The organism is Geobacillus sp. E263 (assembly GCF_007197795.1).
Classification (GTDB): Bacteria; Bacillota; Bacilli; order Bacillales; family Anoxybacillaceae; genus Parageobacillus_B; species Parageobacillus_B toebii.
This window is the reverse complement of sequence record NZ_CP041632.1, coordinates 528,859-552,601: the sequence shown is the minus strand read 5'-3', so window position 1 is coordinate 552,601 and position 23,743 is coordinate 528,859. Positions and strand designations below refer to the sequence as shown.

Genomic DNA, 23,743 nt, shown 5'->3' with positions numbered 1-23,743 from the left:
TATACACCTTAAAGAGGATGTCTGATGGGACATCCTCGTTTTTTATGTCACAGCGAGTACATACTATCCATATAATATTCCAAGAATGATCGAAGTGCGGTAAAAATAGTTAATAAAAACAGCGGCTAATCGTCTTGATATAGCCGCTTCCTTTCGTTCAAAACATCGGATTTTCCTCTAAATAACGATAAATATTTTCTACTAGCTGTTCAGGCGTATCTCCGGTTACGATTTCGCCATTGACTAAAGCGAAAAGAGTTTCCGCACACCGAGTGCAGTAGCTTAAACAGCTGTATTCTATAATATCCAAATTAGGATCCTTTTCTAGTATTTCTAACGCTTTTTGCGATCCGCTCGCTAAATTGCTGATGCAAAACTCAATCATTGGCTGAATCATCGTTTTCTCACCTTCCTACTGTTTTTCATCGTAACGGTTTTTTTTAGAAACGTCAATTCAGACACTTCGTTTGCCATTATATCTTCTTCCTTTGTCAATGCTTTCCGAAAAATTGTTGTTATTTTGCCACAATTTCGTTATACTTTTTTATGGCATTTTGCGTTTTATAAAACGATAAAAGGGGTATTTTACAATGAGACACCTTGTGCTGCTCGGTGGAGGATACGGAAATATGCGAATTTTGCTTCGCCTCCTCCCAAACCATTTACCAGAAGATGTTCATATTACACTCGTCGACCGTATTCCATATCATTGTTTAAAAACAGAGTATTATGCACTCGCAGCAGGAACGATTAGCGATCATCATATTCGCGTTCCATTTCCAGAACATCCGCGTCTTACCTACCGTTTCGGTGAGGTCGTAAACATTGATCTCAACCATCAAAACGTACAATTGCAAGATGGAAGCAGTATCCAGTATGATGATTTAGTGATTGGGTTAGGATGTGAAGATAAATACCACGGCGTCCCAGGTGCTGAAACATTTACACATAGCATTCAATCGATTGAGAAAGCGCGAGCGGCATACGAAGCATTAAATAATTTACCGCCTGGCGCTATTGTCGGAATTGTCGGTGCGGGACTAAGCGGCGTTGAATTAGCAAGTGAATTAGCCGAAAGCCGCCCTGATTTGCACGTCAAACTGTTTGACCGCGGAGAACGAATTTTGCCAATGTTTCCAAAACGGCTCAGCGACTATGTGGAAAGTTGGTTTAAACAACACGATATTGAAATCGTTCGCGGTTCTAACATTACAAAAGTAGAAGAACATACTCTTTATAATCACGATCATCCGGTTCATTGCGATGTCATTGTATGGACAGCGGGAATACAGCCAAACCGTGTCGTCAGAAACTTGCCAGTAGAGAAAGACAAACAAGGCCGTGTTATTTTAACGAAACAACATCACATTCCTGGATATGAAAATGTATACGTAGTTGGTGATTGCGCAAGTTTGCCGCACTCTCCAAGCGCGCAGCTTGCAGAAGGGCAAGCGGAGCAAATCGTTCAAGTATTACAAAAACGTTGGAAAGGAGAAGAGCCACCGAGCGAATTCCCGCCAATTAAATTAAAAGGTATTCTCGGGTCGCTCGGCAGAAAACATGGATTCGGCCTTCTCGCTGATCGTCCAATCACCGGGAGAGTCCCTAGATTGTTAAAATCAGGAGTATTATGGATGTATAAATATCACAACGGTTATTAATGAAAAAAGGGAGATCTTCGTTCCAAGATCCCCCTTTTTATCATCGATAACCATACTTCTCCATTTCTGCATAAATCGCCTTTAGCTTTGGGTTTCCTTCTCCGACAATGGCACCCTCAATCACAATAACAGGGTAAAATAAATCTTCTTCGATCACTTTTTTGGCAAACGCCTTTTTCTCCTCATCATCTTCTGGTGGGTTAAAAATATCAATATACGTAATGGAAAACGGCTGGTCTGGATATTTCCGTTTAATAGCTGCTTCTAGCCATTCATATGTTTCTTTGGAAGATGGCAATTGCACACAAGATGGACAAATCACATCGGCACCATATACGCATATTTCTACTTGCTTCAGCGTCATATATTTCCACCTTTCATATCATAAAAACAAAATTTATTATTAGATTTTTTTCTTTATCATGATTATAATAAACTTAAAGAAAGGAGTCGATAAAAATGACGGATCAAGAAATCAAAGAACAAGTGCAAGAAGTTTTGGATAAACTGCGCCCGTTTTTGCTTCGTGACGGCGGGGACTGCGAATTAATCGACGTTGAAGACGGTGTTGTCAAATTACGCTTGCTCGGTGCATGCGGAAGCTGCCCAAGCTCAACGATTACATTAAAAGCCGGAATTGAACGCGCACTCTTAGAGGAAGTACCAGGCGTTGTCGAAGTAGAACAAGTATTCTAATCACGAGGTTCATGCCAAAAATAACAGCGGTTTCCCAATGGAAACCGCTGTTATTTTTCAAGCGCCAGCTTATATACTTGACTGCCTTTTTGTGCCACCTTCAGGGATTCTACCGCACAATCTGGAAAGTGCGGAAGCAATTTTTCTTTTAAGCTTTCTCCTTTTCCAGGTTCGGCAAAAGCAAGAACGGTAGGACCCGCCCCGCTTAATGCCGCCCCAAACGCTCCGTATCGCGCAGCCAACGTCTCTACAAGCGATAGCTGCGGGACAAGTTCTTTACGATAAGGCTGATGAAATAAATCAGCTGCCATCATTTTTCCGGCAAGTTCCCAATTTTTCGTTAATAACGCCGCGACTAATACGTTGCTGACCGCACTTGCCTCGACGGCCTCTTCGCGCGCCAGCAGCTGTGGCAAAACGCTGCGGGCTTTTTTTGTTTCTAACTCATACGAAGGGATGACAGCGACTAAATCGAATTGCACGTTTGGAACATGAACGATATTTGTCTCTTCTTGGCGATGACTGCCAATGACAAGCCCTCCATATAAAGAAGCGCCGACATTATCCGGATGCCCTTCATAACAGCTGGCCAACCTCATTTTTTGCTCTAAAGTCAGCGATAGACCTGCAAGCTCATTGGCCAGCTCAATTCCCGCTACCACTGCTGCTGCACTGCTTCCTAAGCCGCGCGTAAATGGAATATCACTATATACATCGACCGCACAGCTCGGCAACGTACGCCCGTATGTTTGAGCGACTTGCGCCGCCACTTGATAAATTAAATTGTCTGTTCCCGGCGGAATTGCTTTCACTTCAGGAGATCGGGGAATAAATTTCCATTCATCTGCCAACCTGACTTCTAACGTCAAATAACGGGATACTGCGAGACCAATCGAATCAAAACCAGGTCCTAAATTCGCCGTGCTTGCTGGGACGACGATTTTTAACATCCCATCTTCTTTCATTGATGGACAACTCCTTGAATATGCTCAAACACAATCGCCTCATCATTCGGAAGTACGGTTGGTTCAATTTCCGCTGTTTCCATCGCAATTGCCGGATCTTTCAGCCCATTTCCTGTCAACACCGCCACAACGGTGCTTCCCTTTCTAATTTCATTCCGCTTCCGTTGCTTGATCACTCCCGCAATGGATGCGCAAGAAGCAGGCTCAGCAAAAATTCCTTCCTCCCGCGCAAGCAGTTTATACGCTTCTAAAATTTCCGCATCCGATACTTCATCAATTTTTCCATTTGATTCCGTTGCCGCTTGCACCGCTTTTTCCCAGCTTGCCGGATTGCCAATACGAATCGCCGTCGCGATCGTTTCCGGATGCTCAATCACTTGATTGCGGACAATCGCCGCCGCTCCCTCCGCCTCGAATCCGCGCATTTGCGGAAGACCAGTTTGTTTCGCCGCATGATACTCTTTAAATCCCTTCCAATAAGCAGTAATATTCCCCGCATTGCCGACCGGAATCGCAAGCACATCCGGCGCTTTGCCAAGCTGGTCGCAAACCTCGAATGCCGCTGTTTTCTGCCCCTCGATACGATATGGATTTACCGAGTTGACAAGGGTAATCGGGGCGATATCGCTAAGGCGGCGCACCATTTTTAACGCTTCATCAAAGTTTCCCTCAATCGCAAAAATTTCTGCTCCGTACATAACTGCCTGGGCTAGTTTTCCCATTGCAATTTTGCCATTCGGAATCACGACAATACAGCGCAACCCTGCTCTTGCCGCGTAAGCCGCAGCAGAAGCGGACGTATTGCCTGTCGAAGCGCAAATAATCGTATGGCTGCCCGCTTCTTTCGCCTTTGCGACCGCCATCACCATGCCACGGTCTTTAAACGATCCCGTCGGATTTGCGCCTTCCACTTTTACGTACAATTCCACATCAAGCTTTTCCGATAGCCGTGGCAGCGGAATAAGCGGTGTATTTCCTTCGTTTAAAGAAAGCATCGGGGTATTTTCATTGATTGGCAAAAATTCACCGTACGCCTGCAACAGCCCTTTCCATGTCATTATTTTCCCTCTCCTTCAACGCGATACGAGCTCTTTACTTCATGAACAATTTCTAAATCACGCAATTGCTGTAAAATGTCCTCGTAATCTTTTTGTGACGCACGATGAGTAACGATTACGATTTCCGCAAGCCCATCTTCTTTTAAAGGCAATTGTAAAATTTTTTCGAAGCTAACACCGCGTTCAGAAAATAGTGCCGTAATTTTCGCAAACGCACCAACTTGATCTTTCACATGAATACGCAAAAAGTATTTCGAAAAAATTTCTGATGCGGATTTTAGCTGCTTTTCGTACTGCGGCGCAACGGCATTGCATCCGTTTACTCCCAATCTCATATTTTTCATGACGGCCACTAAATCAGAAACAACAGCAGTCGCTGTTGGCAAACTTCCCGCTCCAGGTCCATAAAACATCGTCTCGCCGACCGCTTCGCCATACACATATACCGCGTTGTATTCATCATTAACGGACGCAAGCGGATGGGAATCAGGAAGCAATGTCGGCTGGACGCTTACTTCTACTTTGTTTCCATCACGCTTAGCAATGCCGATTAATTTCATCGTGTAACCGAGACGTTTGCTGTAGTTAAGGTCTTCTTCCGTAATCGATGTTATTCCTTTTACTTGAACATCATCTAAATCAATGTTCATGGAAAATCCGAGACGGGCTAAAATAGCCATTTTTCTTGCTGCGTCTAATCCTTCTACATCCGCGGTTGGATCTGCTTCCGCATATCCAAGCGCTTGTGCTTCTGCCAATACTTCTTCATAGGATGCACCGTATTTACACATTTTTGTTAAAATATAGTTTGTTGTTCCATTTACAATCCCCATCATTTTCGTAATGCGGTCCGAAGCAAGACCATCAACAAGGCTGCGCAAAATCGGAATTCCTCCAGCAACACTTGCTTCATAAAATAAATCACAGTGATTTTCCACTGCCACTGCCAACAACTCTGACCCATACAATGCCATTAAATCTTTATTTGCCGTCACCACATGCTTGCCTTGCCGCAATGCGCGAAGCAAATATTGACGAGTTTCCTCGATTCCCCCCATTACTTCGATAATGACATTGATTTCTGGATCATCAATGACGTCTGTAACATTTGTTGTCAACAACGATGGTTCCACGCGCACGTCCCGTTTTTTATATATATCTCTTACAAGAATTTTTTTGATTTGCACCGGACAACCTACTTGATGCATCAGCCGTTCTTGATGATTTTCAATAATTTTTACAACACCGCTCCCAACAGTACCTAATCCTAATAAACCAACTAAGATTGGCTTTTCCATATTCCCCCGCCTTTCTGTATCTCCTGAATAAACATTTGTTTTTCTATAGTAGACATTATAAAAGATATTGCTTTGTTTTACAATGACTAAAATGACTAATTTTTATAATAAATATTGAAAACGTTTAATATCAAGTAAATTCGGATAATTTTTTACAAAAAATAGGCAGCCCTGCTTCATAGGACCGCTTTATCGTGAATTCCACTCTTTGTTTACAAGCGTTTCAGGCTGTTTTCCTTGCAACACGGCAATAATATTTCGGCTAGCTAATTCCATCATCTTTGTACGTGTTTCTCCCGTTGCACTTCCAATGTGCGGCAATGCAACAACGTTTTTTAATGTCAATAACGGATGGGAAGCGTCAATCGGTTCATGTTCAAATACATCTAATCCTGCTCCGGCAATTTCTCCGCTTACAAGCGCATCATATAAAGCTTGTTCATCAACGACCGCCCCTCTTGACGCATTGATAAATATCGCGGATTGTTTCATTTTGCGAAATGCTTCCCTGTTAAACATATGACGTGTCTCATTGGTTAACGGCGTTAAGCAAACAACAAAATCAGCGGTTGCCAATAACTCTTGAAACGAGCAATATGTCGCGCCAAGCTGCTTTTCTGCTTCTATGTTGCGGGAACGATTGTGGTACAAAATATTCATATCAAAACCGGCTGCCCGTTTTGCAACAGCCTGCCCGATTTTCCCCATGCCGACAATACCGATCGTTTTGTGATGGACATCCACACCAGCTAATAAAAATGGACTCCAGCTTTTCCATTTTCCTTCTTTGATAAATTGCGCTGCCTCCACTATACGGCGGGCGGTTGCCAACAACAAGGCAAACGTTAAGTCAGCGGTTGTATCTGTTAGTACATCAGGAGTATTGCAAACAGCAATTCCATATTTTGTCGCGGCCGGGACATCGATATTGTCAAATCCGACCCCCATGTTTGCAACAACTTTTAACGATTTTCCCGCTTTTAATACCTCTTGATCGATGACATCCGATACCATTGTTAATAACGCATCTGCTTTTTTCGCCTCATTGATTAACACATCGCGAGAAACTGGTATATCGTCATGCGGCCACATCGCTACTTCGGCGATATCTTTGATCGGAGCGATAATATCATCGGGAAGCTTTCTTGTAATAAACACATATGGTCGACCCATAACGCCCACCTTCTTTTATGTATTTTTTTCTATCTTATCATAATTGCGCCATTATCATAAAAAAAAAACGATGATTCCGTGATCACCGCTCTTATGATACGTGAGAAAACCAATCAATTTTCGGAAGATGAAGCTGGCGGTTCGATAGTCCGACAATATCCACAAATGACGCGAGAAATTGTTCATGCTCTCGGGAATGGTTGACAATATGACGTAACGTTTGTTCATATGCTTGTTTTTCTCTCTCTCCTTCTGATATATAATACCCTTCCACACATTCAAAATAATGAAGCGGGAAAAGAAGCCGTGCATAAATTAAGCGCCAGGCAAATGCCGATAACGGGGTGACCTGTTCATAGTCTCGAAAAAATTGCCGGATTCTTTCCACAGAAGCATTTTGTCTTTTTGTGTATATTTGCCGAACCCACTCCGCCAAATCTCTTGCACAATGATCATATACCCAATCCGTCGCTAACTTATGCTCCTTTCCCTCTATCCACTTTGCATCCGGCAACCGTTCATGGCAAAAAGTTGCATAGTCAATACCGACAGGCTCCTCATCTAACTCCGTATCCGCTACATATTGAATCGCATTTTCCGCCAAGCCAAGATAATATGGAAATGATTCAATAAAAAGACGATCAAACATAGTAGTAATTCCCATCTCTATTTTTCTTCTCCAAAATTGCTCCATCTGATCAAGGCGTGTTCCCCAAAATTCTTTCCATTGGCCTATCCGCCGACAATGAATAATCGAAATAGGACAAGTGCGGCCACGCTGATGAAATTTCGCTAATTCCCGACCAATCGAGATATTTCTTGCATATGGCGGAATGGACGTACGAACCATAACAATGGGCTGTCTGGCGTTGTAAGCAACCAGCTCTCCTGACTTGGTTGGAACAAACGATGCGACAGTGACATCTCCTTTCGATATCAAATAATGGCTCATTTTCTGCAATTCCTTTATTTCCGCTTCCGTACGCCCATGTACAGGAATAACGGTATAATATTGATTTTTGTATAGAAATGTATAATATCGTCCAATTTTCCCCATTCTTTCTGCCGAAATTTCGTATTCATGACGAATAAATTCTTGCATCACTTCTCTCCCTCCTTATAAAAGCAATATATGAATTCATTTGCAAAAAAATCTGTTTTTTCCCATATTTGCAAGCATCAAAGTTTACAGAAACGGCACATTTATGCCATGATAAACATATATAATAAAAAATAACTCCTTAAAGAAACAGGTGACGCCCATGAAAGAACCAATTATGAACAATCTTGAACAAACCGCCCGCCAATGGCTGGAAGAACGCGGGGTTACAATCAAAGACATCGCTGAACTTGTATATTATTTACAATCGAAATACCATCCAAATTTGAAACTAGAAGAATGTATTGAAAATGTGAACCGCGTGATTGCCAAGCGTGAAGTACAAAACGCGATACTCACTGGCATCCAGCTTGATAAATTAGCAGAAGAAGGCAAATTAGATGAGCCGTTGCAGTCTATTATTCAGCGTGACGAAGGTTTATATGGAGTGGACGAGATTTTAGCGCTTTCGATCGTAAACGTATACGGCTCCATCGGTTTCACCAATTATGGATATATTGATAAACAAAAGCCAGGCATTTTGAAATACTTAAATGATAAATCAACAGGAAAGTGCAATACGTTTTTAGACGATATTGTCGGCGCTATTGCTGCCGCTGCCTCAAGCCGCTTAGCCCATCGAGCGGCGAATGTGGAGTAAGCGGCGCTTTAGCGAAAAGAAAAAACGCCGCTCTTCGTTAGAGCGGCGTTTTTTAAATGCGATCCATCCATTCTTTTAGTGAATCGGCCGTATATGTTGGCTGTTTTTCATATCGTTGCAACAGTTCTTTTGTCGTTACTCCCGTATGGACAAGAAGCGTGTCCATTCCCGCATTCATTCCTGCCATAATATCGGTATCGTAGTAATCGCCGATCATTAATGTTTCCTCTCTCGGCACTCCCAACACTTTTAGCGCTTGTTCCATAATAATTTTTTCCGGTTTTCCAATAAAAATAGGCTGCACTTGGGTCGACACAGCAACAACAGCCGTGAGAGAACCGTTTCCCGGCAACAATCCTCGTTCTGTCGGAATCGCAATATCGGCATTTGTCGAAATAAACGTCGCGCCATTGCGAACGGCTAAACAAGCGATGGCAAGTTTTTCATATGTAATGCTTCTGTCAATTCCCATCACGACAAATTCAGCGTCTTCTTTCGCAAAAGTAAATCCTTTTTCTTCAAGAGCTGTGCGAATTCCTTCTTCGCCAATCACGTAAACAGAAGCATCCGTTTTTTTTTCAAAAATATAGTTTGCTGTCGCCTGGCTTGTTGTAAACACATGTTCTTCTGTTGCTGGAACGCCGAATGACTGCAATTTCTCCGCCACTTGTGCCGGTGTGCGTGAAGAGTTATTCGTGACAAATAAATACGGAATGCCTTTTCGATACAGCTCTTTTACAAAATCACGAGCTTCCGCGATACATTCTGTTCCTCGATACATTGTTCCGTCTAAGTCGATCAAATATCCTTTATACTTTTTCAACATCTTCACCTCTTTATTGATCATCACGTAACAAACTTATAAAAAGAAATGAAAAATGTCAAAAAGCAAACACGCCCCAATCCCCTCCCTTCTGTATTCCATTTAGAAGCGAGGGGGGCTTTACAAAGAAGTCTCCACGCAGAAGGAGGATATCTCTTTCTACCCGATAAATGGAGTGGAAGTCTCCTTGGTACAAGTTAACATTGGAGACGTGTTTGCTAAACGATCCATCAATTGCGGAACGCGGACACGGGACCAAGCTCGTTTTCTAAATACGTGCGAATAGCGGATGGATATGCTTGCAGTGCTGGAAAATGTTTTTGCACTTCCTCAAGCAATTTTGCGTGGTCGACATTCGTATAATGATGAACAAGCATTTTCCGATAGCCAATGATCGCTTTTAATCCTTTTGCATCATCCGCCGTTATAACCCGTTCATCCGTTAAAATATCGATAATATCTTCGTAACTGCCTGGGTCTCTCATAATAAAACCATCGATCATCGCATTTCCGACATCTAAAATTGCTTCAATCACTAAATGAACAATGCGCTCAAGAACAAGTTGAGACAATTCATCATCCCACGATGGCTTTTGTTTATAAATATGCAACAGTTTTTCCATATAGCGCAACGTTTCTTCGATTTTATTACGATCTACAAAATACATGATTACTTCCTCCCATATTCCATCTCTTTTTCATTGTACCATAATTATACGAATACGAGACATTTCACATATCGTTTGTTATGATGGAAGTACGCACATTTCTTACTGGAGGGCGGAGTTTATGAACGAGCGTTTTTACTTATATGACGATACGGTCGATACGAAAACGCGTTTTGTCAGTTTTTTAGGAGAACGGCAACGATTTGATTTAGCCATTATCCAAACAGATCGTTTTTACGGAAAATATTTAGTCCTTGATTTGCAAAGCAACCGTTTTGCAATTATTGGACAAGACGATTTAGAAGAACCGGGATATTTGGAACATGCTTACCGCTTGAGTGAAGAAGATGCCAATGATTTACGATCATTTTTATATGAATGCATTTCATAGCTGCCTTCTCATTAGGGGACATTATAAATAATCCCCATCCTGAGGAAGGTGAAACAAATGCAGGAAAAGGAAAAGTATAGCGATTTTTCCACCGTGGAAAAACAGAAAAATTTTTTAACGGCCGAAGAATTTCCAGAAGGACCGTACGGTTCTCCGCGCCGCGCAGACGAACCAGTGCAAAACAAAAGCACCCCATGGAAAAAGGGACAGCGTTACTATAGTGCTTTTAACTACGAATACAAATCATTCCACCAAGACATTCCAAGACAAGACCCTGGCGCGCATCCGCCGCACGATGACCCGCGGGAAAATGAACAATTCCCATACGGTCAAGCATAATAGTTGCGGCTATCCTCATAAAAAGGATAGCCGCGTTTTGTTTTATCGTTTTACCTTACGAAGCACAAAATACGCACAACCAAAATTGCAATATTCATACAAATATTCTGATAATGTGCTAATTTTCGTATCATATGTTGCTTTTTGGTTATGATCATCAAAAAATCCGCGCAAACGAAGTTGGTTGTATCCCCAGTCTCCCACAATATAGTCATACTTACTTAAAATATCTGCATATCGCGCACGAAACGCCTCTTCATTAAACGCATTTTTCACGTTTTCCACTAATTCATAACATATATTGTTAATGCATATCATCCTTTTCACCTTGCCTTTCCACTTTCATCATAAACGATGAAACGTTCCCAATCAATTACTGTTATCAAAGTTCATAAAGAGGAACATCCTGAAGGTGAAGGGGGTGTTTGCAATGAGAAAAACATTGCTTGCGGTCACATTAGGTACAGCTGTAACATTAGCAGGCTGTGCGCAAATGGGACAAGATAACAATACCGATGTATATAAACGAAGCGGTAATACGATGAACGTCACCGATCGCAACGATTTATATAATGAAAGAGGAGTGCCAAACGGCGACGATGCACGAATGAACAATTTTGGCTATGTCCGCCATCAACAAAGCCCTGTTCGCGGTGATGCAAACTTATATAACAATATGCCAACGTTCAATCGCGAGCGCGCGGCTGATTTAATCAGCAAGCTTTGCACACAACTGCCGAACGTTAAGGATGTCGCCACATTAGTAACAGACGAAGAAGTATTGATCGTTTATGATACAGATACAAAAAATCGTCAGGAAACAGCAGACCAAGTAAAAAAGACAGCTCTTTCTGTCGTTCCGCGCTATTATCATGTCTATGTGGCTGATGATCCACGCCTCATGAAAGATATCGAGCGCTTTGGACGTTTAGATTCCAACAGCCGAAATATCGATCAAATTATCGATGCAACGATTCAAAGAATGCTGAAATATCCGCAAGGCCGCAAACTAAGTGACGGGGAAAACGAAAATGGGGAAATGATTAACGAAACAAACGACCGTCTCGATCGTGATTTCCATGATGGTACGCCAAAGCCTGCAAAAATGAACCGATAACCTGAGAACAGAAAAACGGTCTGTCTTCATCTCGATGAAGGCAAGACCGTTTTTTACACACGTTTTACGCTTTCATCTGCCGTGCTGCCGAAGCCGCATTTACTTGTTCGTCTGCATGATAAGAAGAGCGAACGAGCGGACCAGCTTCGCAATGAGTAAATCCTTTGCTTAATGCGATTTCTTTTAATTCTCTAAATTCGTCTGGATGGTAATATTTCACTACTTTCAAATGCTTTTTCGTTGGCTGTAAATATTGGCCGATCGTTAAAATATCCACATGATTGGCGCGCAAATCATCCATTGCCTCAATAATTTCTTCTTTTGTTTCCCCAAGGCCGACCATAATACTCGACTTGGTTGGAATGTCCGGCTGCAATTCTTTCGCGCGGCGCAAAAATTCAAGCGAGCGCTCATATGTCGCGCGTGCGCGCACTCTTGGCGTTAATCGGCGAACCGTTTCAATATTATGGTTTAAAATATCTGGACGTGCATCCATTAATGTTTTTAAGTTCTCATATACTCCACCCATATCGGAAGGAAGCACTTCAATCGTCGTAAATGGATTTTTGCGGCGGATGGCACGGACCGTTTCCGCAAATACAGCCGCTCCTCCATCTTTCAAGTCATCGCGAGCGACAGCAGTGACAACAACGTGTTTTAAGTTCATAAGGCGAACCGATTCGGCAACACGTTCCGGCTCTTGCCAATCTAGTTCCGTCGGTAATCCTGTTTTTACCGCGCAAAAGCGGCACGCACGAGTACATACGTTCCCTAAGATCATAAATGTTGCCGTTCTTCGTACCGCCCAACATTCATGAATGTTTGGGCATTTTGCTTCTTCGCATACGGTATGTAACCGGTTTTCACGCATCAATTTCTTTAAGCCAGTATAATTTTCATTTGTATTCAGCTTTATTTTTAACCATTCCGGTTTGCGAAGGTGCTCTTCATTTGTTGCCATTGTTCTCACTCCAATAGTTTTATTTATATTTTTCATTATAAAAAAAACAGCAAATAAACACAAAGAAATTAGTCACCCCTCACTTTCCGCATTTTAACATTTATGAAATAAGCGAATCTCCTCAAACTAAATAAAGGAGATGAATGGAAAGGGGTAGAAGTATGTGTACCGATTTATATTTGGCATTGTAATGATGATAATTATATTCACGACACCAAAAATCATATTTAGCCAAGAAAAATTCGATGAAGAAGAGATTTATCAGAAACGAATGGAGTTATACAAAAAAGCAGAAGCAGCCTCGCTGATCCCTTGGTATTATTTTGCGGCGATTGATCAATATGAACGGAACGTCCGTCAAGTGCGCCGTGATTTGCCTAAACCTACCGGCGTACTTGGCATCTATATCAAACCGGAAATTTGGGCGGGGCCTTTAAATAAAAACCCTCATGATACCAATCCGTTTACGATTTCGCAATTTGGCGGTTTTGGTATGGATGGAAACGGAGACGGTGTCTCCGATCCGACAGATGATGAAGATGTTATTTTTGCTATGGCACGCTTTCTTCAATCGTATGGAATCGATCATAAACATATAAAAATGGCCCTTTGGGACTATTATCAGCGAAGCAAAACGGTTGATTTAATTTTAGGCAAAGTAAAAATTTACAAAAAGTATCAGACGTTAAAGTTAGATGATCATGTATTCCCGCTTCCGCTTCATGCGAATTACAGCTATCGGGATACATGGGGTGACAAAAGAGGTTGGGGAGGACGCCGCATTCATGAAGGGACAGATATTTTTGCCAGCTACGGTGTCCCTGTACGGTCGACCTGCTACGGAATTGTAGAATTAAAAGGATGGAATAAATATGGGGGATGGCGTGTGGGTATTCGTGATATTAATAACACTTATCACTATTTTGCTCATTTAAATGGATTTTCCCCTAACTTACGTGAAGGACAAATCGTGGAACCAGGAACCATTATCGGCTCGGTCGGCAGTTCGGGCTACGGACCGCCAGGGACGGCTGGAAAATTTCCGCCACATCTTCATTATGGAATGTACAAAGATAACGGATATACGGAATGGTCTTTCGATCCGTATCCTCACCTGAAAGCGTGGGAACGCGCGGAAAAACAAAAGAAAAAATAAGGAGGTCGGAATGAAACACCGACCTCCTTTTCCTTTACATATCATTATGCATTTTGTTTTGCTTTTCTCACCGCATGAATAATGCTTGCCGCTAAACCTCCCCAAATGACGACGATACCAACAACCATCATGACAACCGCACTTGTTTCCATCTATCTTAAACCCCCTTGCTTTCCGTCTGGTGCGTTTCTCTGACAGTAGAACCGTGCCATTGCTTGAATGAAAGCAAGATTCCGATTGCAATGACAGCAAGCGCGACAACCCAGCCGAACGACGTAACAAACCAAGTTTCGTATCCTGAGTAATTTTCTTTAATATTTGTCCGAATGTTATCCACCATCATATATCCTAACACAAGCGGCGTGATGACGCTTAAGCAAACTTTCCACCAGGCACCGAGCATAATATCGGAAACGCTGTTCGCATGCTCTTGCAAGTTATTAAGCTCGCGCACAACCCAAGCAATTACAACAACCTCAACAAGTCCCGCCAACGCAATGCCAAAGTTGTTAATAAAGTAATCGACGACATCTAACAAATATAAACCGCCATGCGACGCAAAGAAAAGAGATAATAACGCCGCAACGCCTCCTCCAAACAATACCGATTTCGTACGGGAAACACCAAACTTTTCCTGAATCCCGGCAATATACGTTTCGCAAATCGAAATGAGAGATGTTAGTCCCGCAAGCGTTAACGATAAGAAAAAGAGAACACCGAAAAAGGCATTAAGCGTCGGAAACTCGTTAATAATTTTCGGAAACACTACAAATGCTAATCCGACACCGCTGCTTACCACTTCATCTACCGCTACCCCTTGTTGTTGCGCTAAAAAGCCAAGAGCACTAAATACTCCAATTCCAGCCAACAATTCAAATCCAGAGTTTGCAAATCCCGTAATAAACGCGTTATTTGTTAAATCTGATTTTTGTGGAAGATAACTGGCATACGTGACCATAATAGCAAAAGCAATGGATAAGCTAAAGAAAATTTGTCCATACGCGGCAATCCAAACTTTTCCGCTCATAATTTGGTCCCAATCCGGTTTAAAGAACACGTTTAATCCTTCTAATGCCCCATCAAGCGTAACCGCGCGAATAACAATGATAAGGAAAAGAACAACAAGCGTTGGCAAGAAAATTTTGTTTGCCAATTCAATTCCTTTTTTAACGCCTTTATAGAGCACACCTAACGTAACAATCCAGACAATCACCAGCGGAATAAGTACATTAAGCGAAATTCCTCCTAATTGACCCGGTTTATCCGCTAAATGCAAATAATTTTTAAAAAGAAAACTTTCTGTATCTTCTCCCCACTTTAAATTAAAGGAAAATACCGTATAAGATAATGCCCATGCAATAACAACGGAATAATACGTAGAAATAACAAACGAAATAAGCACTTGCCACCAGCCAATCCACTCCGCGTTTTTATGAATGCGGGAAAGCGATAGGGGCGCAGAACCTCGGTATTTATGACCGATGGCAAATTCCATCACTAACAACGGAATCCCTGCAGTAAGCAAAGCGAATAAATACGGGAAAAAGAATGCTCCGCCGCCATTTTCATAAGCGACCCCAGGGAAACGCCAAATGTTTCCGAGCCCGATCGCAGAGCCAGCTGCTGCTAAAATAAACCCTGCGCGCGTTCCCCATTGCTGTCGATTCTCCATTTACAGTCCCCCCATTTTTTGTAGAATAATATAATTTTTTATTTTCTGATTTATCTGTCTTTTATAAGTATAGTATACTTCCTATTAGTCGAGAAGTCAAAGCAATATTAGACTTCTATGTTTGTTATTTCCATGTAGGAAAAAACAATGGCAACTTGTCCTATATTACAAAACTTTTTTTCTTCTTTACATAAAATAAGTAACGCCCATGATATGACATGCTTATTACGCCGTAACCCGAGCCGGCGAACATATAAAAAATCTTCACCGACCCGGCAGGCGACCGAAAAACGTTAAGCTAATGAGAAGGCACTTTAAAAGATGGGTTGACATTGCCGCCATTATTATAAAATTCCGGAACCTCTCCTTGAATCACATGCATCGCAATCGGAATTTTTGTTGAGACGGTTGCAGCTTTTGCTGAAAACGGGATTACTACTTGAATATCTACGGAAACGTGAATATCCACTTCAATTAACACGTTATTAATCCCAAACGGCTTAATTTCTTTTGTTACATCCGATAATACATTACCAATAATTTGAAATTGGACAGGAACATGCGGCCCGAGATTGCCAAGGAGTGAATTATTGGTGACTTGGCCAATTGGAATATAATAAATAATTCCGCTATTTTTCCCTTTTTCCGGTTCGGCGTCAGGAAGTTCGAGTTCTTCAATCTTTCCTTCCGTTGCCGCTTTTAAACTTTGCATTACATAGTCGTCCGTATTTGCTAAAATTCGATTTACAATGACTGCATTAAAATCCACCGAAGCAATTTTGCCATTTTCATCTTTCTGTACTGTAATTAAATCACTCATTTCCGGATTGTCTTTTAAAAACTGTTGTTCAATTGCATTATTAATGACTAAATTGGCAATTCGTTTCGTTTCCTTTTCAGCAATTTCCATTAAAACTGGTTCGATCCTTTTATTCACAATCCAAAGACTGAGAGCTGTGGAAAACATAAAGAAAACAAATGTCAATAAAAATACATATCGAAAGGGAAGCGGGCCTCTTCTCGGAAAGCGTGCGGGAAATCTAGGCAAAATAAAATCCCTCCTTTACAAGCTATATGTATGCTTGAAAGGAGGGAGATAACGCAAATTGTTATATAATTTTTTACCGCATCTTCAACAAAGCATCTTTTCCTTTCATACCGACCGTAATTCCCAACTCTTCAGCAGCTACTGTCACCGATTCTAAAGGCGCTTCAAGCAGTTGTTCAATCGTGCGCACCCCGACCGCCCTTCCAGCGACAATTCCGCGGTCGCGCAGTTTCTCATTCAATAGCGCCACATCGAGCGCGCCGCACATAATGTACCCTTTTTCACTTGCTACGGCAAGCAAATTCGTCTTTGGTAATTGAACGGAAATAGCAATAAATGGATAATGATCGATCGTAATAGGAGTTACGTTGATCATGATAAAGCCACACTCCTTTCCCTACTTTAATGTATGAAATAGGGAAGGAAATGTGCTTATTTTTGGTTTGCTAATTTCCATGCCAAAACATCCCGTAAAAATTCCGGCATATAATATTCTTTTTTCGAAGCGCGTTGGATTTGGGGATAAAAATTTCCGATCGCAAACATATCAATCGTCGCCACATCATATAGTTGATCTGGATTTAATGGCTCACCGTTAATCATAATGTGGCGAATATGTTCGGATCCATCTTTACTTGTTTCTGTTTCCAGTTCGACTCCATCATATACCATTTGCCCCATCACCTTGCCGCGAAAACCAAATCCTTTAAATTCTAAGTATTTCATTCTTTCTGTATTTGCTTGTAAAATAATTTCCTTTAATTCTGCGCCCCGAAGCTGCACTTTACACGGGTTGATCGGATGCGGACAAATACGGTGTAAATCTTTTTTTGTTACTACTCCTTTGTAAAGCGGCTCTAACAGGACACCTGCATTTACCATGCCGATTTCCGCTTTACACCATTCTTTAAGTGCTGAAGCGAGCAATTCGGCAAACGGAGACGGCGAAAACCATTGTAACGGCAAGTCTTCTTTCAATTCTGCGACTTGTTCCGCTTCCAATGTTGCTAAACTTTGCTGTTCTAATAACGATAAGGTGCGCTTCGTTTTCTCCAAATCCGGCAGACTTTTTACATCCACAACGGTAGCTAATGCTTTATATGTATGATCACTTTCCCCGATTTCTAACTTCACTACTCCAATAAACTTTCCATATTTCCCGGCTCCACACAATAATGTTTGATTAATCCTTTTTCCCTCTGGAAATAAATGATGGGTATGCCCTCCGAGGATAATATCAATTTCTGGTATCGTCTGAGCAATTTTTTCGTCCTCGTTGATTCCCAAATGCGATAATAAAATGACAAGATCCGCTTGTTTTTTCACTTCTGCCGCAATGTTTTCCAACATCTCAAGAGGCGGCGTCACTTTCCATCCTAATAACTCGTAAGATTTAGCGAAATAAGCCGTTAGTCCAATCACGCCAACACGAAACGTATCAGAAATAGGAATAATATAGTACGGATGCGCCCAAGAAGGACGTGTCCCGTCTTTCTTAAATAAATTCGCGACAATGACTGGAAAGCGGGCGTTTTTGTATAATGCATTTAGTTCCTCATGGTCAAGGGTAATTCCTTCATTGTTCCCAATCGTTACCGCATCATAATGAAGTTCATTTAATAAATCAACATTTGCTTTTCCCCTTGTTGCTTCCGTAATCGGATGAAAGCGATCAATAAAATCCCCAATATCAAACAACAACATCGTTTCGTTGTTTTTTTCATGCTTTTGTCTTTGTTCACATAAAAAATAGGAAATTTTCGGCCAATATTCAAAATGGCTATGCACATCGTTCGTATGGTATACATATACTGTCCGTTTCAACGAGCCTCCCCCTTTATGAAAAGCTTTCGTAAATAAGACGGATTCCTAAAAGAACAAGCACTAGGCGCAAGACGATGACCACTGTTTTACTGCGAAGCCGTTTATTAATGAAAGCACCTGTTTTCGCTCCAAACCAAACACCCGGAATTAGAGCAAGCGCAAATAGCCATTGTACATTCCCCATAAAAATATGTGTAAGCGAGCTGACAAGTGACGACAAAAAGATCATAAACATCGAAGTCGCTACCGCAACATGAGGCGGAAAGAAAAATAAAATCATCATCGCCGGCACCATTAATGAACCGCCGCCAATACCAAAAATCCCCCCAAAAAAACCAACGATGAAAGAGATGACAATAGCTACGATCGGGTTGTATCCATATGTCACCGTTTCCCCTTCATTCGTTGTGTAAGTGCGGGTAATTTTAAATGTTTTTCGTTGTGAACGTACTGAAGCATTTTTGCTGAAAGATAAAAAAAACGATACAGCGATTAAAAAAAGCCCAAAATAGAAAGAAAAATGCTCAAGGCTCAACTTATTATTCATCCACGCGCCAATGATCGCTCCAGGGCCGCTTCCGATAAAAAATAAAAGGCCGCTTTGATAATCAACCATTTTTTCTTTCATATAGGATAATGTTGATGATAGTCCGTTAAAAATAATGACGACGAGCGAAGTGCCGACAGCCGCTTGCGGGGTGACATGCGGCAACCAATGTGTAGAGCCTAAAAACAGCAAAGATGGCACGATGATCACTCCGCCGCCTAAACCGACTAAACTTCCGATCGTTCCCGCTAAAAAGCCGACAATGACTAGCAGCACATACTCCATATTCTCATCTCCAATAACTAAAATAAATCAAGCTGGCGCGGCGCTAAATCCGTATATTCAATGCCAAGCAAACGGATCAATTGCTTCGCATTATCCGCAGCATCCCCGCCGGAATTGTTGTTAAACAATACGTAAATATCCTTTGTCTTCGTTTTTAATGTTTTAATATGCGCCACCCATTCGCGCAATTCGTCTTCCCGATACCGATATAAATATCTTACGGCCCGCCAATTTTCTCCGCTTGTCGCTTTATTCCACCCATATACATTACGCCCATGCAAACGAATGAGCGTTTTTTCTGCATTTGTAGGATATAACACGGTCGGAATGGAACCTTCCCCAGCTTGCGGCTCATCGCAAATGCTATGAATCCATCCTTCTTCTGTCATAAACTGCAGCGTTTTTGCATAAAAGCGGGGGGAAAACCATGAACGATGGCGAAACTCAAGCGCTACCGGAACTTCTTTCATTTGCGCCTTGCACCAACGCAAATACATTACATGCTCACGGCGGCAATCAAACCATGGCGGAAATTGAAACAACACCATCGCTAGCTTTCCTGACTGGATAAACGGCTCAATCGAGTCTAAAAAAGCAGCAAACATCTCTTCCTTGCTCGAATACGGAATCGGGCCCCGCTCATGTCCCGTCATTCCTTGGTACGCTTTCACGACAAAGCGGAACGAATTCGGTGTTTCATGAATCCATTTCTCGACATTTTGGCGCGGCTGAATCGCATAAAAATACGAATCCACTTCTACAGTGGGAAAATGTGCGGCGTATTCTTGCAGCTTATCTTTCGCTGCAAGACCAGGAGGATATAAGCTATCGTGATCTCCCCAGCCGGTTAATCCGATATAAATCATACACCAATCACCTAACTTCATCATATCACAACTGTAAAAAATTTGAGAACAATGGAGAATACGTATAGCAAAAAGTAGAGAAATACATAAAAATGTGAAAACCATCCATTCACCATAGGCAAATGGATGATTTTGCAACAATCATTAACCGATAGATCTTTCCATTTCGAACTTGATTATTTTTGCTCACAGCATGGGCAAACAATACTTTACGATTATTGATTTTGTAAGGTTTTTCGAATTATTTAACCTGATTAAAAAAGTAACCCACTATAAAATTGTAAGTGTTTTGTGGGTGACCCACAAGCATCTAATCAGAAGGCCGGAGTCTTACTTGGCCTTCTTTTTTATGCACAAAATAGCCTACTCAAATCGAGTAGGTTTAATTATCGTTCGAATCGCCTGAGTTTCTTCATGAATATGTCGCGAAAATGCTTTTCAAGGAACTCTTCCATCCGCGATGCGATGAAGCACCAACGTTCCCCTTTTTTCTCCGGGTAGTACACAAACCCGCCGTTTTCTAAATCAAGCATTTGTCGGTAGCGAGGATGAAGAAGGATATTTTCTTTCAACCAGTCCTCGCTGTATCCAGTACGCTCCTTGAGATCCTGCATGGACCACCAGACTTTGTTCACGTTACCCATCCTTTCGACTGTTTGCTCGTCTCTCTCAATAAGCGGCACGGATGTGTCGTGGGATTTTATTTTGCGTTGCGCATCAGAATTTAATGCTTGGGTAATTTCCGCATACCAAGGGAGTAATAGGGACTTGTTTCTCTCCCCACTTTCGTAAAAGCCCGATTGCTTTTTCTGGATTTGTATAGGATAACTAGGCAAGTTTAACCGGGATTGCCTTTCTCTTTTGAAGCAAATCAAGATCGATCGGAAGTGTCATTTTCACTCACCTCCTTCACTCTGCGCATAATGATGTGTGTATATTATCACGCTCCTTGTTTCGTTTTCGAAACTTGGGGCTCAATAAAAAATTCAATTATAAATACCCATATTAAAAGTCGAAACCCTCACTCCGCCTTTTTGTTTCGTTTACCCTGAGCCCGACACAGTTTGAAGACCATTTTAGATAAACGAAAAGAAATACATGAGTCAATCGGGGAAGAAAGGATTTTTTATTTACTTTTCGAAAGTAATTTTTGAACCAACAAGACGAACGATGGCAATCTTTTTTACCATCGCTGTCGAAAATCCTCCCACCCCTAATTCCTGCGCCATTCAATGCTATTTTTAGGTTAACGATTGGATCAATGTTCACCGCTACATTACCCATTGTACCACTCAAGAACCACAATTAAATTAAAGATTATTCTTGAGTCAAGTAATTAAAATGTTTATCAGTGATATATGTTAAATCAATATCAAAATTCATCTTATCTAAGATAGGTTTAATATACTCTATTAAATGTGTGCCAGCCTCAAAATTATCAGGGAATTTACTAATATAAAAAGAATTATTATTATCACAATTTGGCTTATGTTCAACTAACCCTTCGATTACCTCAGCAATTTGGTCCACAATATTTTCTTCTAATTTTTTTTCTGAAATTATTACCGTGTGGATATAATTCTCCGCGCCTTCAAATGAATCCTCATCCTCTATTTCCTTTAAAATAGGAAAATCATCTAAAACACTAGGTCTTCTGTAATCTAAAATCAATAGCATACAGACAGTTTCATTATCTTGATTATCTAAACGAAACAACTCTAGGTCTCGCAATTTCAACATTCTTACCAATTTGAACATTAATATCACCTCCCTCTAGAAATGTTGATATATCAAGGTTTCTTGGCATCTTAGGGGTGCCAAAAAAATATTTTTCGACAAAACTCATCACATACTTTTGAGTTTTTGTTGATATCTAACAGTCCATGGGTGCGCTTCGCGGCCACTGGATATTTTTGTATTTTTCACTCCAGTGGGGGGATGTGTATGCGATGCACCTTGGATCTCTGCACAACTGATGAGGACGAACCCTCCCATGTCTCTGGGCATCCTTGTGCCAACATTCCTTCGTTCGGTCTCTTCACCAGGCAGAGGCCGGCTAAGCTCCTTTAGGGACTCAAGGTCGAATGGATGATATCGCGCCAGCTTCTCCGTGTCATCCTTGTTGTCTAGAGAATCGAGACTATAGGTATCAAGCAGCCGTTTCGAGACCAAAGATGTCCTGCATCATTCGCTTCGCATCGAACGCTTGGTGCTTCGTACATACAGCGTGCAATACCTTCAATAATTTTCCGCATAACGCCACAATCGATTGCTTCTTCCGCAACGGATTATCAGGACGTGTCGTGTAATAGTCGTGCAGCTGCCGAAACGCTTCGTTGTGGCGGATCATCGGCATCATCACCCGGAACAGAAGGGCGCGCAACCGCCTTCTTCCACGCTTCGAGATCCGTTTTTGCCCTTTGTGTTGGCGGAGGAATGTTCCCGCAGCGTCAGGCCCGCTAATTGGATAAGCTGCCGCGGATCCTGATAATGGGAGAAACTCCCGATCTCTGATAACAGTTCCACGATGGTCGCATCGCCTAAGCCCGGAACGATCTTCAACCATCGTACTCGACAGATGTCTGTACGAGTTCGATCAGCTGCTCTGTCAGTGCCTCGATTTCTTCTTCCAGTTGGCGGTACCGGCGGACAAGCGTGGCAATTTCGATACGGGCCATCTGTTGTCCTTCCGTTACGCCAATGGAGTGTTGGGCCAGTTCTATGAGCTTCTTCGCTTTCGGCTTTTGTGGCGATTGTAATCCCTCACTTTGCCGGTAAAGGGCGAGAACCTCTTCTAGTTCTTTTCCTGCCAGATCACTCGGAAATGGCGTATATTCCAGCACCGCGAGCGCCATTTTCCCAAATGACGGAAAGACTTGCGTAAACTCCGGAAAATATCGATCAAGCCAGCGAATCATTTGATTTCGAATCGCTCCCTGTTCTTCCACCAATTTGGAGCGAAATGTCGCTCCCACGCGCAGATCCGCCTCCATCCCTTTCAGAATGCGCGGATAGCTGAATCGGCCGTCTTTCACTAACCGGGCAATGACGAGCGCATCTTTCGCATCATGCTTGGTTGGAAGGTTATCGTCCAGCTCTTTGGATCGCTTCACGTGCATCGGGTTTGTCATGACGAGAGGGATGCCTTTCTCATCAAGAAAATAGGCGAGATTCAGCCAATAATGTCCCGTTGGCTCGATGCCAACAATCACCTCGGTTTTTCCAAATTCCTTCATGGCTTCCACGATGCACTGGTACAACCATTCCAATCCTTCTTTCGATTGCAGAACGGGAAACGGCTTTTTTAACCCCCTCCCTCGCTCATCCACAAAGCAGGCATAATGTTTTTTCTTTGCGATATCCATCCCAACAACCAGCGTTTGATCGGTGACTTGATTAATCTTCTTGTTTGAGATAGAATTCATGTATAGTCCT

Annotated in this window: 26 protein-coding genes and 2 pseudogenes; 7 read left to right on the top strand and 21 right to left on the bottom strand. The window is 42.0% G+C overall.

Going from position 1 to position 23,743, the window contains the following annotated elements; all coding sequences use genetic code 11:
- Positions 1 to 157: 157 nt before the first annotated feature.
- The gene (locus FNL97_RS02765; protein ID WP_015864962.1) at positions 158 to 397 is read right to left on the bottom strand and encodes a YuzB family protein; all 240 of its coding nucleotides are present in this window, start codon (positions 395 to 397) and stop codon (positions 158 to 160) included.
- 193 nt (positions 398 to 590) lie between these two features.
- Here FNL97_RS02765 and FNL97_RS02760 point away from each other — a divergent pair, with 193 nt between their 5' ends.
- Positions 591 to 1,661, top strand: a complete 1,071-nt coding sequence (locus FNL97_RS02760) for an NAD(P)/FAD-dependent oxidoreductase (RefSeq protein ID WP_062678094.1) — start codon at positions 591 to 593, stop codon at positions 1,659 to 1,661.
- Positions 1,662 to 1,701: 40 nt separating this feature from the next.
- On the opposite strand, the gene FNL97_RS02755 is transcribed toward FNL97_RS02760, so the two are convergent.
- Positions 1,702 to 2,025: a YuzD family protein gene (locus FNL97_RS02755; protein WP_015864964.1), complete on the bottom strand. Its 324-nt coding sequence runs from the start codon at positions 2,023 to 2,025 to the stop codon at positions 1,702 to 1,704.
- Between the two features lie 30 nt (positions 2,026 to 2,055).
- Between FNL97_RS02755 and FNL97_RS02750 the strand changes: the two are divergent.
- Positions 2,056 to 2,357, top strand: a pseudogene (locus FNL97_RS02750) (NifU family protein); the annotation flags it as partial.
- A gap of 50 nt (positions 2,358 to 2,407) precedes the next feature.
- Here the strand turns inward: FNL97_RS02750 and thrB are convergent.
- The 5 genes from thrB to yutH form a co-directional block, all read right to left on the bottom strand.
- Positions 2,408 to 3,322 carry a homoserine kinase gene (gene thrB / locus FNL97_RS02745; protein WP_143415008.1) on the bottom strand — a complete coding sequence of 305 codons (915 nt, stop codon included), beginning with the start codon at positions 3,320 to 3,322 and terminating at the stop codon, positions 2,408 to 2,410.
- Positions 3,319 to 4,380: a threonine synthase gene (gene thrC / locus FNL97_RS02740; RefSeq protein ID WP_062678092.1), complete on the bottom strand. Its 1,062-nt coding sequence runs from the start codon at positions 4,378 to 4,380 to the stop codon at positions 3,319 to 3,321. Before thrC ends, thrB begins: the two co-directional genes overlap by 4 nt.
- Positions 4,380 to 5,678 carry a homoserine dehydrogenase gene (locus tag FNL97_RS02735; protein ID WP_143415007.1) on the bottom strand — a complete coding sequence of 433 codons (1,299 nt, stop codon included), beginning with the start codon at positions 5,676 to 5,678 and terminating at the stop codon, positions 4,380 to 4,382. The genes thrC and FNL97_RS02735 overlap by 1 nt, the downstream gene beginning before the upstream one ends.
- Before the next feature lie 189 nt (positions 5,679 to 5,867).
- Positions 5,868 to 6,851 (bottom strand): 2-hydroxyacid dehydrogenase, encoded by a 984-nt coding sequence (locus FNL97_RS02730; protein ID WP_015864969.1) that lies wholly within the window; start codon positions 6,849 to 6,851, stop codon positions 5,868 to 5,870.
- Between the two features lie 91 nt (positions 6,852 to 6,942).
- Entirely contained in the window at positions 6,943 to 7,953 is a 1,011-nt protein-coding gene (yutH, locus tag FNL97_RS02725; RefSeq protein WP_015864970.1) for a spore coat putative kinase YutH, read from the bottom strand.
- 160 nt (positions 7,954 to 8,113) lie between these two features.
- On the opposite strand from yutH, the gene FNL97_RS02720 reads away from it, so the two are divergent.
- Positions 8,114 to 8,611, top strand: a complete 498-nt coding sequence (locus FNL97_RS02720; RefSeq protein ID WP_015864971.1) for a phosphatidylglycerophosphatase A family protein — start codon at positions 8,114 to 8,116, stop codon at positions 8,609 to 8,611.
- A 52-nt stretch (positions 8,612 to 8,663) separates the two neighbouring features.
- Here the strand turns inward: FNL97_RS02720 and nucF are convergent, their stop codons facing one another.
- Both nucF and hepT read right to left on the bottom strand, forming a co-directional pair.
- Positions 8,664 to 9,434 (bottom strand): 5' nucleotidase NucF, encoded by a 771-nt coding sequence (nucF, locus tag FNL97_RS02715; RefSeq protein WP_143416280.1) that lies wholly within the window; start codon positions 9,432 to 9,434, stop codon positions 8,664 to 8,666.
- Between the two features lie 230 nt (positions 9,435 to 9,664).
- A complete protein-coding gene (gene hepT / locus FNL97_RS02710; RefSeq protein ID WP_015864973.1) occupies positions 9,665 to 10,102 on the bottom strand; it encodes a type VII toxin-antitoxin system HepT family RNase toxin in 438 nt (145 codons plus the stop codon).
- Positions 10,103 to 10,223: 121 nt separating this feature from the next.
- On the opposite strand from hepT, the gene FNL97_RS02705 reads away from it, so the two are divergent.
- Both FNL97_RS02705 and FNL97_RS02700 read left to right on the top strand, forming a co-directional pair.
- Positions 10,224 to 10,493, top strand: coding sequence for a DUF3055 domain-containing protein (locus FNL97_RS02705; RefSeq protein WP_062678329.1), 270 nt, complete (start codon positions 10,224 to 10,226; stop codon positions 10,491 to 10,493).
- A 57-nt stretch (positions 10,494 to 10,550) separates the two neighbouring features.
- Positions 10,551 to 10,832: a hypothetical protein gene (locus FNL97_RS02700; protein ID WP_062678330.1), complete on the top strand. Its 282-nt coding sequence runs from the start codon at positions 10,551 to 10,553 to the stop codon at positions 10,830 to 10,832.
- A gap of 42 nt (positions 10,833 to 10,874) precedes the next feature.
- On the opposite strand, the gene FNL97_RS02695 is transcribed toward FNL97_RS02700, so the two are convergent.
- A complete protein-coding gene (locus FNL97_RS02695; protein WP_015864975.1) occupies positions 10,875 to 11,150 on the bottom strand; it encodes a YutD family protein in 276 nt (91 codons plus the stop codon).
- 112 nt (positions 11,151 to 11,262) lie between these two features.
- On the opposite strand from FNL97_RS02695, the gene FNL97_RS02690 reads away from it, so the two are divergent.
- On the top strand, positions 11,263 to 11,949 hold the full coding sequence (locus FNL97_RS02690) for a YhcN/YlaJ family sporulation lipoprotein (protein WP_062755823.1): 687 nt from the start codon (positions 11,263 to 11,265) through the stop codon (positions 11,947 to 11,949).
- Between the two features lie 64 nt (positions 11,950 to 12,013).
- Here FNL97_RS02690 and lipA read toward each other — a convergent pair whose 3' ends face one another.
- Complete coding sequence (gene lipA / locus FNL97_RS02685; RefSeq protein WP_015864977.1) at positions 12,014 to 12,910, bottom strand: lipoyl synthase; 897 nt, start codon at positions 12,908 to 12,910, stop codon at positions 12,014 to 12,016.
- A gap of 193 nt (positions 12,911 to 13,103) precedes the next feature.
- On the opposite strand from lipA, the gene FNL97_RS02680 reads away from it, so the two are divergent.
- Entirely contained in the window at positions 13,104 to 14,066 is a 963-nt protein-coding gene (locus tag FNL97_RS02680; protein ID WP_286173549.1) for a M23 family metallopeptidase, read from the top strand.
- A 44-nt stretch (positions 14,067 to 14,110) separates the two neighbouring features.
- Here FNL97_RS02680 and FNL97_RS02675 read toward each other — a convergent pair whose 3' ends face one another.
- The 10 genes and pseudogenes from FNL97_RS02675 to FNL97_RS02630 form a co-directional block, all read right to left on the bottom strand.
- Entirely contained in the window at positions 14,111 to 14,218 is a 108-nt protein-coding gene (locus FNL97_RS02675; protein ID WP_143415005.1) for a methionine/alanine import family NSS transporter small subunit, read from the bottom strand.
- Between the two features lie 5 nt (positions 14,219 to 14,223).
- Positions 14,224 to 15,738, bottom strand: a complete 1,515-nt coding sequence (locus FNL97_RS02670) for a sodium-dependent transporter (RefSeq protein ID WP_143415004.1) — start codon at positions 15,736 to 15,738, stop codon at positions 14,224 to 14,226.
- Positions 15,739 to 16,036: 298 nt separating this feature from the next.
- Entirely contained in the window at positions 16,037 to 16,786 is a 750-nt protein-coding gene (gene yunB, locus FNL97_RS02665; protein WP_062755817.1) for a sporulation protein YunB, read from the bottom strand.
- A 73-nt stretch (positions 16,787 to 16,859) separates the two neighbouring features.
- The gene (locus tag FNL97_RS02660; RefSeq protein ID WP_015864982.1) at positions 16,860 to 17,162 is read right to left on the bottom strand and encodes a YunC family protein; all 303 of its coding nucleotides are present in this window, start codon (positions 17,160 to 17,162) and stop codon (positions 16,860 to 16,862) included.
- Between the two features lie 56 nt (positions 17,163 to 17,218).
- A complete protein-coding gene (locus FNL97_RS02655) occupies positions 17,219 to 18,610 on the bottom strand; it encodes a bifunctional metallophosphatase/5'-nucleotidase (protein WP_143415003.1) in 1,392 nt (463 codons plus the stop codon).
- A 13-nt stretch (positions 18,611 to 18,623) separates the two neighbouring features.
- The gene (locus FNL97_RS02650) at positions 18,624 to 19,442 is read right to left on the bottom strand and encodes a sulfite exporter TauE/SafE family protein (protein ID WP_143415002.1); all 819 of its coding nucleotides are present in this window, start codon (positions 19,440 to 19,442) and stop codon (positions 18,624 to 18,626) included.
- A 17-nt stretch (positions 19,443 to 19,459) separates the two neighbouring features.
- Entirely contained in the window at positions 19,460 to 20,308 is an 849-nt protein-coding gene (locus FNL97_RS02645) for a DUF72 domain-containing protein (protein WP_062678338.1), read from the bottom strand.
- Between the two features lie 386 nt (positions 20,309 to 20,694).
- Entirely contained in the window at positions 20,695 to 20,952 is a 258-nt protein-coding gene (locus tag FNL97_RS02640) for a DUF771 domain-containing protein (protein WP_062678359.1), read from the bottom strand.
- Between the two features lie 673 nt (positions 20,953 to 21,625).
- Positions 21,626 to 22,066 (bottom strand): hypothetical protein, encoded by a 441-nt coding sequence (locus FNL97_RS02635; RefSeq protein WP_003354865.1) that lies wholly within the window; start codon positions 22,064 to 22,066, stop codon positions 21,626 to 21,628.
- Positions 22,067 to 22,457: 391 nt separating this feature from the next.
- Positions 22,458 to 23,733, bottom strand: a pseudogene (locus FNL97_RS02630) (IS110 family RNA-guided transposase).
- Between the last annotated feature and the right edge of the window lie 10 nt (positions 23,734 to 23,743).